Origin of the sequence: Sphingomicrobium aquimarinum, from assembly GCF_039655735.1 — a bacterium.
Taxonomy (GTDB): domain Bacteria; phylum Pseudomonadota; class Alphaproteobacteria; order Sphingomonadales; family Sphingomonadaceae; genus Sphingomicrobium; species Sphingomicrobium aquimarinum.
In genome coordinates this window covers 990625-1003211 of sequence record NZ_JBBYXH010000001.1, presented here as the reverse complement: position 1 = coordinate 1003211, position 12587 = coordinate 990625, and the positions used below count along the sequence as shown (strand labels likewise).

General features: G+C 66.7%; 12 protein-coding genes. 8 read left to right on the top strand and 4 right to left on the bottom strand.

Annotated features, from left to right (window positions below):
• Nucleotides 1–161: 161 nt before the first annotated feature.
• Nucleotides 162–713, top strand: coding sequence for a hypothetical protein (locus tag WJS89_RS05200; RefSeq protein ID WP_346339859.1), 552 nt, complete (start codon nucleotides 162–164; stop codon nucleotides 711–713).
• A 185-nt stretch (nucleotides 714–898) separates the two neighbouring features.
• Here the strand turns inward: WJS89_RS05200 and WJS89_RS05195 are convergent, their stop codons facing one another.
• On the bottom strand, nucleotides 899–1279 hold the full coding sequence (locus tag WJS89_RS05195) for a response regulator transcription factor (RefSeq protein ID WP_346339858.1): 381 nt from the start codon (nucleotides 1277–1279) through the stop codon (nucleotides 899–901).
• Between the two features lie 296 nt (nucleotides 1280–1575).
• On the opposite strand from WJS89_RS05195, the gene guaA reads away from it, so the two are divergent.
• From guaA to WJS89_RS05180, 3 genes are all read left to right on the top strand, one after another.
• Nucleotides 1576–3150, top strand: coding sequence for a glutamine-hydrolyzing GMP synthase (guaA, locus tag WJS89_RS05190; RefSeq protein ID WP_346339857.1), 1575 nt, complete (start codon nucleotides 1576–1578; stop codon nucleotides 3148–3150).
• The gene (locus tag WJS89_RS05185; protein ID WP_346339856.1) at nucleotides 3147–3998 is read left to right on the top strand and encodes an ATP-grasp fold amidoligase family protein; all 852 of its coding nucleotides are present in this window, start codon (nucleotides 3147–3149) and stop codon (nucleotides 3996–3998) included. Before guaA ends, WJS89_RS05185 begins: the two co-directional genes overlap by 4 nt.
• 103 nt (nucleotides 3999–4101) lie before the next feature.
• Nucleotides 4102–4548 carry a CHRD domain-containing protein gene (locus tag WJS89_RS05180; RefSeq protein ID WP_346339855.1) on the top strand — a complete coding sequence of 149 codons (447 nt, stop codon included), beginning with the start codon at nucleotides 4102–4104 and terminating at the stop codon, nucleotides 4546–4548.
• A gap of 16 nt (nucleotides 4549–4564) precedes the next feature.
• Here the strand turns inward: WJS89_RS05180 and WJS89_RS05175 are convergent, their stop codons facing one another.
• Nucleotides 4565–4807 (bottom strand): hypothetical protein, encoded by a 243-nt coding sequence (locus WJS89_RS05175; protein ID WP_346339854.1) that lies wholly within the window; start codon nucleotides 4805–4807, stop codon nucleotides 4565–4567.
• 1 nt (nucleotide 4808) lies between these two features.
• Complete coding sequence (locus WJS89_RS05170) at nucleotides 4809–5882, bottom strand: AI-2E family transporter (RefSeq protein ID WP_346339852.1); 1074 nt, start codon at nucleotides 5880–5882, stop codon at nucleotides 4809–4811.
• Nucleotides 5883–6045: 163 nt separating this feature from the next.
• Between WJS89_RS05170 and WJS89_RS05165 the strand changes: the two genes are divergently transcribed.
• From WJS89_RS05165 to WJS89_RS05150, 4 genes are all read left to right on the top strand, one after another.
• Complete coding sequence (locus WJS89_RS05165) at nucleotides 6046–8085, top strand: acyltransferase family protein (protein WP_346339851.1); 2040 nt, start codon at nucleotides 6046–6048, stop codon at nucleotides 8083–8085.
• A gap of 75 nt (nucleotides 8086–8160) precedes the next feature.
• Nucleotides 8161–9339: a formate-dependent phosphoribosylglycinamide formyltransferase gene (gene purT / locus WJS89_RS05160; protein WP_346339850.1), complete on the top strand. Its 1179-nt coding sequence runs from the start codon at nucleotides 8161–8163 to the stop codon at nucleotides 9337–9339.
• Entirely contained in the window at nucleotides 9323–10165 is an 843-nt protein-coding gene (locus WJS89_RS05155) for a DMT family transporter (RefSeq protein WP_346339849.1), read from the top strand. Before purT ends, WJS89_RS05155 begins: the two co-directional genes overlap by 17 nt.
• A 43-nt stretch (nucleotides 10166–10208) precedes the next feature.
• The gene (locus WJS89_RS05150; protein WP_346339848.1) at nucleotides 10209–11588 is read left to right on the top strand and encodes an MATE family efflux transporter; all 1380 of its coding nucleotides are present in this window, start codon (nucleotides 10209–10211) and stop codon (nucleotides 11586–11588) included.
• Here WJS89_RS05150 and WJS89_RS05145 read toward each other — a convergent pair.
• Complete coding sequence (locus tag WJS89_RS05145) at nucleotides 11579–12574, bottom strand: serine hydrolase domain-containing protein (RefSeq protein WP_346339847.1); 996 nt, start codon at nucleotides 12572–12574, stop codon at nucleotides 11579–11581. The genes WJS89_RS05150 and WJS89_RS05145 overlap by 10 nt on opposite strands.
• Between the last annotated feature and the right edge of the window lie 13 nt (nucleotides 12575–12587).

Here is a 12587-nt window from a genome sequence, read left to right as displayed (position 1 = left end):
GCCGAGTGGAAGCGGCGCGCATTCGCTGAACGGTAGCCAACGGCTCCGTTCAGACCGAATGCATGACGCGCTTGCTATAAAGGTTCTGAAATCGGGGCGAGCCTGCCCGCATCGGCGGAGCGGCCTCGGTGGGAAACGTAAGACGAGTAGGAGGTCCCATCATGGCCAATACAATGAAGAAACTGGGCGTTGCAGGCGCCATCGCCGCGAGCGCGGCATTCACCGCAGCCCCCGCACAGGCGCAGGTCTATGGCGGGAACAATACCGCCGAGCGGATCATCGGATCGATCCTCAACGGCGTGCTGAACGGCGGCAGGTCGTACGACTATGGTCGCTATCCCAACGGCAATTACGGTTATAACAATTATGGCGTCAACGAGCGCTCGGCCGTGGATCGCTGTGCGCGGGCCGTCGAGATGCGTCTCGACCGCGAATATCGCGACAGCCGCTACGACCGCTACAATCGCTACGACAACAATTATCGTCGCTACGATCATGGCGCACGGGTTACCGGCATCACCAACGTTCGCCGCACCCGCAGCGGGCTGACGGTCTATGGCGTCGCCTCGACGGGCTATGCCAACCAGAACAGCCGCTACGGCAACCAGGCGGTGAGCGACCTGACGTGGAACTGCGACATCGATTATCGCGGACGGATCCGTGACACGGATGTCGACCGTCGCCAGACCGGCAACCGCTATTATCGCTACTAAGACGACGAACGGGGCCGACGACCATCGGCCCCGTTTTACCGTGACCGGTTCGGGCCGCGGCAGGATTTCCCCTGTCGCGGCCCTCGGCGATTCGGCACGCCATGAATTTATTCTAGATCAAGCGACGACAAGACTCACTAGTCCTGAAGTCGGTATCGCCTCCGATCCGGTGCATTTCGCCATCCTCACGCGCACAGGCGCGCCTGGCTGAGCAGCGCTTCGACCCGGACCACCAGTTCGTCATGGTCGAAAGGCTTGACCAGATAGTCGTCGGCGCCCGCCTGGAAGGCGATCTGCTTGTCGGCATGACTCGAGCGGCCGGTCAGCACGAGCACCGGCGTCTGCGGCGACAAGCCGCGCGAGCGCATCTCGCGCAGCACCGTTGGCCCCGATTTGCCGGGCATGCTGCAATCGAGGATGAGCAGGTCGGGCCGTTTGACCGCGACGATATCGGCGACCTGTTCGCCGTCCGGCAAGGTGCCGACGATATGGCCGGCGTCCTCCAGCAGTGAGCGGACGAGATAGCTGACGACCTCGTCGTCGTCGGCCATGATGATGCGCGCCATAAATGTGCCTCCCGTTGCGTGGAGGCGGACCGCCTGCCCCGAAGGGCTGCGCGAGCCGCCGGAGCGATGCCCCGAGGCCACCGGCTGCGATAGGGACGCAGCCGGTGGCAGGGGTGGAGCATCGATTGCGGACGGATTGTGGGCTAGCAGCGCAAGCGGCCGATGACCCGCCTTTTTGCATCCGGAATGGAGAGGATCGTCGGGTGATCGCGGCTGGCGAAACGGCCGCACTGTGGTGGACAGGGTGCGCGCGCGCTCCTATCGCTCGGCCAGCATGCGAGGGAGACCATAGGGACATGAGCGAGACGGACTTCGGCGACACCATCTTGATCGTCGATTTCGGGAGCCAGGTGACGCAATTGATCGCGCGGCGGGTGCGCGAGGCTGGCGTCTATTGCGAGATCGCGCCTTTCTCGATGGCCGAGGATGCCTTCGCGCGGTTGAAGCCGAAGGGGATCATTCTTTCAGGCTCGCCCGCGAGCGTGCCCGCCGAGGGGTCGCCGCGTGCGCCCGAAATGCTGTTCGAGAGCGGCTTGCCCATCCTCGGCATCTGTTACGGGCAGCAGGTGATGACGCACCAGCTGGGGGGCGAAGTGCGGCCGGGGCACGAGACCGGAGAAGGCGGCGAGTTCGGGCGCGCGTTCCTGACCGTGACCAAGGACTGCGCGCTGTTCGACGGGCTGTGGCAGACGGGCGAGCGGCATCAGGTGTGGATGAGCCACGGCGACAAGGTGACGCAGTTTGCCGACGGCTTCGAGATCGTGGCGACGAGCGACGGCGCGCCCTTCGCGGTGATCGCCGACGAGGCGCGCAACTATTACGGCACGCAGTTCCACCCCGAGGTGGTGCATACTCCCGACGGGGGCAAGCTGATTGCCAATTTCGTGCGGCACGTGTGCGGCTGTTCGGGCGACTGGACGATGGCGGCGTATCGCGACGCGCAGATCCAGGCGATCCGCGAACAGGTGGGGGACGCGAAGGTCATCTGCGGACTGTCGGGCGGGGTCGACAGCGCGGTCGCGGCCGTTCTCATCCACGAGGCGATCGGAGAGCAGTTAACCTGCGTCTTCGTCGACCATGGGCTCATGCGCGCGAACGAGGCGGAGCAGGTCGTCTCGCTCTTCAAGGGGCATTACAACATCCCGCTGGTGCATGTGGACGCGGAAGAACGGTTTCTCTCGGGACTGGCGGGCGAGACCGACCCCGAGAAGAAGCGCAAGTTCATCGGCAAGACCTTCATCGACGTGTTCGAGGAAGAAGCGCGCAAGATCGGCGGGGCGGATTTCCTCGCGCAGGGGACGCTCTATCCCGACGTGATCGAGAGCGTGAGCTTCACCGGCGGACCGTCGGTGACGATCAAGAGCCATCACAATGTCGGCGGGCTGCCGGAGCGCATGAACATGCAGCTGGTCGAGCCGCTGCGCGAACTGTTCAAGGACGAGGTGCGCGATCTGGGGCGCGAGCTGGGGCTTCCCGATGCGTTCGTCGGGCGGCATCCGTTTCCGGGGCCGGGGCTCGCGATCCGCATTCCGGGCGAGGTGACCAAGGAGCGGTGCGACATCCTGCGCAAGGCCGATGCGATCTACCTCGACGAGATCCGCAAGGCGGGGCTGTACGATGCGATCTGGCAGGCGTTCGCGGTGCTGCTGCCGGTACGCACGGTCGGCGTGATGGGCGATGCGCGGACCTACGACAGCGTTTGCGGCCTCCGCGCGGTGACGAGCGTCGATGGCATGACGGCGGACGTCTATCCGTTCGACAGCCAGTTCTTGCAGGACGTGGCGACGCGGATCGTCAACGAGGTGCAGGGCATCAACCGCGTGGTCTACGATTATACCTCGAAGCCGCCGGGCACGATCGAGTGGGAGTGACGCGGAGGCTGCGCCGCGCCGGCTTGGGGCTGTTGCAGCGTCTGCCCGAGACACGGCGGGGCGACCGGTTGTTCTCGACGGCCTTTTTCATGGAGGCCCACCGGCGACTGCCGAAGCGGGACAGCGGGCTGTTCAGCGATTTTCTCTTCTTCGAGAAATTGCGCGCAGCCGATGCGCCGCTTCGGCGGACGATCTCGGACAAGTACGAGGTAAAGCAGTTCATCGCCGAGCGGGCGGGGATGCGCTACGTCGTGCCGACGCTCGGGCTGATCGACAATCGGGCAATGGTGCAGGACTACGCCTTTCCCGAACGCTGCTGCATCAAGCCGACGCATGCGAGCGGAGCGGTGATCCTGCGCACGGCGGGCGAGCCGGTGGATCGCGCTGAAATCGAGCGCTGGTTCGACTTGGATTATTACCGCGCAGGGCGCGAGCGCAACTACAAGGGGCTGGAGCCACGCGTGATCGTCGAGCCGCTCGTGTTCGACCGGGTCGATAACGAAGATCTCAAATTCTTTTGCCGGAATGGCGAGGTGCGGGCGGTGCAGGTCGATTTCGACCGGCGGACCGACCATCGGCGGCGTTTTTACGATCGCGACTGGAACGAGCAGGACTGGTCGATGGGATTTCCGCGCGCCGCGCGCGGGATGGAGCGGCCGGACAATCTCGAGGAGATGGTCGCGGTGGCCGAGACGCTGAGCGCGGGCTTCCCCTTCCTGCGGGTGGATTTCTATTCCGACGGGCGCGACATCCTGTGCGGCGAGCTGACGAACTGGCCCGAGAATGCCACGGGACGTTTCTTTCCGCGGAGCGCCGAACGGTCCGCCAGCGCGATTTTGCTCGATTGAAGCGGAATTAAATCGGCGCACGCCAGCCTCGTTTCGTCGCAGAACCGGAACGATCCGCGTAGATCAGCGATTTTCTGTCCTGAATATTTTAGGAGACGGAAACATGAAGTTGATCAAAGCTATCGCCGCTGGAACGGCTCTTACCGCGCTTGCGGCCTGCTCGACGGTCGAGGAAACCGTCACGGAAAACGTGTCGGAAACCTACACCGCCTATCTGGTCGGGTCCGAAGTGCCGGGCGGCGGTGATGCCGACGGCTATGCCCGTGCGGAAATCAGCGTGTCGGACAATCTCGACCGCATCTGCTGGGAAATCGACGAAGTGCGAAACGTGACCCCCACGGCGGCGCATATCCATCAGGGCGTCAAGGGCGCGACGGGCGGTCCGGTGCTCGAACTCAAGGCCGAGGACGGCATGTGGACGGGTTGTTCGGAAGGCACCGAAGCGCTGCAGAACGGCATCGAAGCCATGCCGAGCAACTATTATGTCCAGATCCATTCGGCGCAATATCCGAACGGTGCGATCCGCGGACAGCTGTACGACCGCGACTAAGCGCTCGTTACACGCATCAGGAGAGAGGGGCTGCCCGAAAGGGCGGCTCCTTTTTCGTTGTGCCTTTGCCAATCGCGCCGAGGATTGCGCCGGCGAGCTGCCAGCTTCTGGAATAGCCGGTGTCGGGGCCGGTGAGGACGGCCCAGAGATTCTTGAAGGTATCGATCCCCTGACGAGCAGGGCGGGAGGAGCCCTGATAGACTTTCAGGCCGCGCGCGGGGTCGGGAATGGGGCGACCCTGCTTGTCGAAGCGGGCCATGTCAGGGCGTTGCGACGGGGGGCTCGGACTGTTCTTGGCCCGCGTCTTCCCCGTCGTCGGCGCGGCCCGGAACCGTGACGTCGTGGCCGAGCGTGTCGCGGCTCCAGAGCATGGTGACGAGCGTGTAGAGGACGACCGTGAGCGGAGCGGCGAGGATGACGCCGATGAAGCCGAACAGGCTGCCCAGCGCCGCGAGCGCGAAGATGAGCAGCGCGGGCGGGATCGAGACCGCCATGTTTTGGACCAGCGGAGTGAGGACGTTGCCCTCGATCTGCTGGGCGACGAAATAGACGAGCACGGCGTACCAGAAGAGGTCGGGCACTGCGGCGAAGGCGATGACGAGGCCGGGGATGGCGCCGATGAAGGGGCCGACGAGCGGGATGAAATTGGCAACACCGATGGTGAGGCCGAGGGCCGCGGCGCTCGGCACGCCGACGATGGCGAGGCCGATCCAGACCATGATGCCGACGATGCTCATGGTGAGGAGCTGGCCGAGCAGATAGCGTTTGAGCGCATGGCCGCTGGCATCCACCGCCTCGACGACCTTGTTGGCGCGGTCCTTGGGGAAAAGCTTGGCGAGGCCGCGCTTGTAGACGTCGGGATCGAGTGCGAGATAGGCGGCGCCGACGATCACCAGCACGAGGTTGGTGACGAGGCCGATGAGGCCGAAGGCGAAGCCCAGCGCACGCCCCGCGAACTGCTGGAGATCGGGCGTCTTGCTCGCCAGATCCCCCACGAGAGGAACCGTGGAAAGGCGTTCGCGCACGACGGGGATCGCTTCCGTCAATTGTGTTTGCAGCGTGCTGAACTGGCCGGACAGTTGCGCGCCGAAGAGCCATCCGAACAGCCCGAGCGCGACGAGGATCGAGAGCAGCCCTAGGAGCACGGCGGCAGTGGTGCCGAGGCCGAGCTGCATGAAGGGCCAGGCGGCCGAGCGGATAAGCACCGCGATGAGGATTGCGCCGAAGATGAGCATCAGCGTGGGCGCGAGCAGCGGGACGAGCAGCGCAAGGCCGACGATGAGGAGGACGACGAGCGTCGAGCGCACGAGCGTGCTCATGGTGGCCTGCGGCATATCTCTATCGTCCCCCCCCTGTCATGCGCCGCACGGTGCGCGGGAATGCGCGGCGATGCAAGCGCGCGTGCGCGGGGGGCGGAGGGAAGACTATTTTAAGGCTTTGCGGCCAAGATGGTTAACGACACGAACAGGATGCGGGCGCGAAGAGGCGGGCAACAGGGTGACGATACACCAGGATTTCACGGCAGCGAAAGGCTGGCGGCGGTGGTTTCCGCGGCGGCTGATCGTGTCGGGCGGGGTCGGCACGGGCGATCTCGCCGCGCGCCCGGGCAAGCCGCCGCAGGAAGACGCCAAGCATTTCTATCGCCCGGAGATCGACGGGCTTCGCGCCCTGGCGGTGCTGCCGGTCATGCTCTTCCATGCGGGGATCGCGGGTTTCGAAGGGGGATTCGTCGGGGTCGACGTCTTCTTCGTCATCTCGGGCTATCTCATCACGACGATCATTCTCAACGAGGTCGAGGAAGGGCGCTTCTCGATCGCAAAGTTCTACGAGCGGCGGGCGCGGCGGATCCTGCCGGCGCTCTTCTTCGTGATCGCCTGCTGCGTGCCGTTCGCCTGGTGGCTGATGAGCCCCGCGCAGATGGCGGATTTCGGCATGAGCCTATTCGCGGTGGCCTTTTTCGCCTCGAACATCCTGTTCGCGCAGGACGCCGGCTATTTCAGTCTCGCCTCGGAAGAAAAGCCGCTGCTGCATACGTGGAGCCTCGCGGTCGAGGAGCAATTCTACCTCGTCGCGCCGTTCCTGTTCCTGTTCGGATGGCGCTTTCTCGGGCGGCACGGCATCTGGCTCATTCTCGCGCTGGCGGCGGGGAGTCTGGGGCTCGCGCACTGGATGGAGCCGCGCGCGCCATGGTGGAATTTCTATCTCGCGCCGACACGGGCGTTCGAGCTGTTCGGCGGGTCGATCGCAGCCTATCTGCTGCGCGAGCGCGGCGTCCTGAAGAACGAATTGCTGGGCGCGCTTGGGCTGGCGATGATCCTGGCCTCGATCCTGATCTATGACGGCGATACGCCCTTTCCCGGCGTAGCGGCGTTGCTGCCCGTCGGCGGCACGATGCTGGTGATCGCCTGCGCGGGCGCGGGGACGTGGGCGGCGCGGCTTCTTTCGGTAAAGGCGATCGTGGCGGTGGGGCTCATCAGCTACAGCGCCTATCTGTGGCACCAGCCGCTGTTCGCCTTTGCGCGGATCGCCATGGTCGACGCGCCGGGACCCGGCGTGATGCTGGGGCTGACGGCGGCCTCGCTGGGGTTGGCGTGGCTGAGCTGGCGGATCGTCGAGCGGCCGTTCCGGCAGAAAGGCGTCCTGTCGGCACGGGCGATCTGGCGCTTTTCGGGCGCGGGACTGCTGGCGATGATCCTGCTCGCCTGGGGCGCGGTGCAGACGGAAGGCTTCAAGGCCCAGCGTTTTGCCGGGTGGCAACAGGCGCTGATGGCGCAGTCGCAGCGCAGCCCGATGCGCGAAGCGTGCCATTCCGAACCCGCGCGTGCCCTGTCCTATGCCGATGCCTGCATCTACGGAGGCGACGGCCCCGCGCGCGTGGCGGTGATGGGGGACAGCCATGCGGTCGAACTCGCGCACGGGGTGGCCGAGGTCGTCGCGGCGCGCGGCGAGCGGGTGCGGCACATGACGTTTATGGCCTGCCCGCCGAGTTACAGAAATTTATATGACGACAAGGTAGATTGCGCTCGCTGGACCGATTCGATGGTAGCGGGGATGCTGGCAGACGCGGAGCTCGAAACGGTCGTGGTGAGCTACCGGATGAATAAGCATCTGTTCGCCGAACATCGATTCCACTATCCGCAAGTGCCCGACGAGATCGGAAGTAAAGACCGCGAGGCGGTGTGGAGTTCGTTCCTCGATATGCTCGAGGTGTTGCAGGCCGGCGGAAAGAAGGTCGTGTGGGTGCGGCAGGTGCCCGAACTTTCCGAACTGGTCGAACTCCGCATCGGACGGGCGTCGAACAGTGCGGGCGTGACGGGCGTGCCGCGTGCATGGTGGGATGCGCGGCGGGCATGGGTCGATGCGCGACTGAACGAGGTGCCCGCGGACGTGACGATCGTCGATGCGACCGAGACCTTCTGCGATGCCTCGACCTGTTATGCGGCGCGCAGCGGAACGAGCGACTATTTCGACGACAATCACCTTTCGGTCGGGGGGGCGCGGCGGGTGGCCGGGTTGGTGGCGCCGCATTTGCGCTGAGGGGCGGGTTTCGCGAGCGATGCGGCTGGGGTAGGGCGGGGGCAATCTGACGCCGCTACGACGAGGGACCCGCCGATGACACCGACCGCGACCATCCTGCTGCTTGGTTCGGGCGAGCTGGGGAAGGAGTTCGTCATTTCGGCCAAGCGGCTGGGGTGCCGGGTGATCGCCTGCGATGCCTATGCCGATGCGCCCGCGATGCAGGTGGCGGACGGGGCGGAAGTCTTCTCGATGCTCGACGGGGAAGCGCTGCGGGCAGCGGTCGAGAAGCACCGGCCCGACCATATCGTGCCCGAAGTGGAAGCGATCCGCACCGAGATGTTGGTGATGCTTGAAGGCGAAGGGTGGCACGTGGTGCCGACGGCGGAGGCCACGCGGCTGACGATGAACCGCGACGCGATCCGCGACCTGGCGGCGGGCGAACTGGGACTGGCGACCTCGCCCTATCGTTATGCCGAGAGTTACGATGAACTGGAGACGGCGGGGGCGGCGATCGGATTCCCGCTGGTGATCAAACCGGTGATGAGCTCGAGCGGCAAGGGCCAGTCGGTGGCGCATCGGCCTGCCGACCTGGAGACAAGCTGGCGCTATGCGTGCGAGGGAATGCGCGGCGACCGGGTGCGGGTGATCGCCGAGGGGTTCGTCGATTTCGACTACGAGATCACGCTGCTGACGGTGCGGCACAAGCAGGGCGTGAGCTTCTGCCCGCCGATCGGGCACCGGCAGGAGCGGGGCGACTATCGCGAAAGCTGGCAGCCGGCCGCGATGGAGGATGAGGCGCTGGCAATGGCGCAGGCGATGGCCAAGGCGGTCGTGGACCGGCTGGGCGGGCACGGGCTCTTCGGGGTCGAGTTCTTCGTGAAGGGCGAGGAGGTGATCTTTTCCGAACTGTCGCCGCGCCCGCACGATACGGGGATGGTGACCCTGATCAGCCAGAATTTGAGCGAGTTCGACCTGCATACGCGCGCGATCCTCGGGCTGCCGGTGCCGGACATGATCGCGGCGCGGCCGAGCGCGAGCGCGGTGGTGCTTGCGGACCGCGAGGCGGAGGATTTCCGCATCGCAGGCCTCGCGGAAGCGATGGAGGCGCCCAAGGGGGCGTCGGTGGACGTGCGGATTTTCGGCAAGCCCGTGACGCGGCCGTGGCGGCGGATGGGCGTGGCGCTGGCGAGCGCGCCGGGGGCCGGCACCGACCGGGCGCGCGAGATTGCGATGGCGGCGGCGGGCAAGGTGCGGATTGACTACGACGCCTGAGCGCGGCGGCGCTTTGTGGGTGCTGGGAGCGCTGGCGATCCTGGCGTTCGCGGCCAACTCGCTGTTCGCGCGCGCGGCGTTGGCGGACGGGGCGACGGGGCCCGGGGTCTATGCGGCACTGCGGATCGGCGCAGGGGCGCTGGTGCTGTTGCCGCTGGTAAAGTGGCGCGAGATCGGGCGCGATGCGGCGGGCGGCGTAATGCTGGCGCTCTACGCGGCGGGGTTCGCCTTTGCCTATGTGCGCCTCGATGCGGCGAGCGGCGCGCTGATCCTGTTCACGATGGTGCAGGCAAGCGTGCTGGTCGGCGGAAGGCTGGCTGGCGGCACGGTCGGCGTGCGCGGATTGGTCGGTGTGATGCTGGCGCTGGCGGGGGTGGCGTTGCTGCTCGCGCCCGGAGCGGCGTCGGTCGACGGGCGCGGCGCTGCATTGATGGCGGCGGCGGGCGTCGGGTGGGGCGTCTATACGCTGATCGGGCGCGCGTCCGGACGGAACGCGGCGGCGCTGACGGCGGGGAGCTTTCTGGTGGCGGCGCTGCTGTTGGCACCGCTGCTTCTGCTCGACGAACCGGTCGGGCGGGCGGGGGCCATCTATGCGATCCTGTCGGGTGCGGTGACGAGTGGATTGGGCTATGTCGCCTGGTACCGGATCGCGCCGTCGCTCTCGCTGTCAGGCGTCGCGGCGGTGCAGTTGGCGACGCCACTGGCGGCGGCGGTGATGGCGTGGCCGCTGCTCGGCGAGGCGCCGACGGGGCGGCTGGTGCTGGCGGGGGCGATCATCCTCGGCGGGATCTGGCTGGCCATGAAGAAGCCGCGCACCACCGACTAAGGTTTCGCTGGCCAGCGCGGTGTCGGGTCGGTAGCGGCGGGGCATGGCCGACGCCGACGCTCCTCAAAAACGCCAAGCCAAGCTCGTCACCGGATCGATCCCCGGACATCTGGTGAGCCAGACGCTGCCGATGATGATCGGCGGGGCCGCGCTGATGAGCGTGGGGCTGATCGATGCCTATTTCATCGGGCAACTGGGCGCCAAGGAGCTGGCGGCGGTGAGCTTCATCTTCCCGATCACGGTGGCGCTGTCGTCGCTGGGCGTGGGGGTGATCGCGGGAATTTCGAGCGTTACCAGCCGGGCGCTTGGCGAGGGCGATGAAGAAAAGGCGCGACGCCGTGGCAACATGGGTGTGGTGGTCGCGGGCGGGTTCGGCATCGCGATCGGATTGCTGCTCTACCTGCTGCAGGTACCGCTGTTCCGGCTGATGCAGGCCGAGGAAGATCTGCTGCCGCTGATCACCGCCTATATGGGGCCGTTCGCGCTGGGGTTTCCGCTGCTGCTCGTCAACATGAGCGCCAACGGCTGCCTGCGCGGGCAGGGGTTGGCGAAGCGGGCTAGCTCGGTGCTCCTCTTCTACGCGGCGGCCAACTGGCTGCTCGATCCCATCCTGATCACCGGCGCCTTCGGCTTCGAGGGCTTCGGCGTGGCGGGGGCGGCCTATGCGACCATCGGCGGGTGGATAGCGGGGGCGCTTGCGGGCTTCTTTTTCCTCCAGCGCAGCGACCTGCCGTTCCAGCCAAAGACGCTCGAGCAGTGCGACTGGCGGGGCGGGACGAAAGCCCTGGCGCGGGTGGCGGGACCGGCGGCCTTTTCCAACTCGATCAACCCCATCGGACTGTCGGTGCTGACGGCCTTTCTCGCGGCGGGCGCGGGCGAAGCGGCGGTGGCGGGGTTCGGCACGGGCGGGCGGTTGCAGAGTTTCGCGGTGGTGCCGCTCCTCGGGCTGTCGGCATCGATCGGCGCGATCGTCGGGCAGAATTGGGGCGCGGGGAAGCTGCCGCGCGTGCGCGAGGCGTTGCTGTGGTCGGCAGGATTCTGCGTGGTCTACGGGCTGGGCATCGGCGCGGTGCTGGTGGCCTTCCGCGAGACGCTGGGTGGCTTCTTCAGCGAGGATCCAGCGGTCATCGATGCGGTGAGCGCCTACCTCTCCATCGCGGCGTGGGGCTATGCGGGCTATGGCGTGCTGATCGTCGCGAACGGGGCGCTGAACGCGCTCGATTTCGCCGGGAATGCGCTGGTGCAGAGCCTCGTGCGCGTGCTCGTAGTGATGGTGCCGGTGGCCTGGTTGCTGCAGGCGAATGCGAACGGGGTATATATCGCCGAACTGACGGCGAACCTCGTCGGCGGCGCGATCGCCGCGGCGATGATCTGGTGGGTCGTGTGGCGGCGCGAGAACGCGCCCGAGGAAGTTCAGTCCTGAAGCGTGTCGGCCCAGTCTTCCATCGCGGCTTCCAGCGGGCCGTAATCGTCTGAAGCGGTCATGGCGGCAAAACCGCGGCGGCTGACGGGATCGTAGGCGGCGCGCGACTTGAAGGCGCCGTTGCTGCCCGAGAGCCAAAACAGCGACGGCGAACCCGCGCGCGTGCGGACGCGGCCTCCTAGCGCGTACTGCTCCTCCGGCGAGGTGTTGCGGACGAGCGTGGCGCGGCTCTCCGGGCCGAGCGCGGCGGTCGCGACCCAGTCCATCAGGCGGACGAGGTCGGCAGGGGTGGTCACCATGCCGCCCGCGCAGCCCAGCCATGCGGGGATGGTGACGTTTCCCTCGATGGCGGGGGCATCGGCGAGAGCGGGCATCCCGCTGGAGAAGCGGGTCGCCGAGAGGTCGGCAGCGCTCTTGCCGAGCAGTTCGGTCTGCATGAGGCGGTCGAGGGGTTCGCCGGCCTCGCGTTCGAGAATGGCCTGGACGAGGATCCAGTTGACGAGATCGTAGGAGAAACGGGTGTCGCGCGGGGCGGCGGCAGGGCCTGCGGCGAAGCGGTTGGCGGCACTTGCGGCGTCGAGGTCGAGCGCGATGACGGCGGCGGGTCCGTCGGCTTCCAATGCGGCGGTAAGCCCGTCCGAAAGACCCGCACGATTGGCGAGCAGATCCCGCACCCGCACGTCGCGGGGGCCCTCGAAGCCGGGCAGCAGGTCGACGATGCGGTCCGACAGCGCGAGCTTATTCCGGTCGACGAGCCGTAGGACCGCGACCGAGCAGACCCATTTGGCGATCGATCCGGCCTGGAACTGGGTGTCGGACGTCAGCGCGCCCGCAGGCGTCACGCGCACGGTGCCGTCGTGCGACCGGGTTGCGACGACGCTCGACGCAATCGTCGCCGGGCCATCGCCGGCCGGCGCGTCGGGGGCGGCGGTCAGCGTGCAGGATGCCAACAGTAGGCTGACGCAGGAGAGGAACGATCGGCGCATCGGCACTGTAATA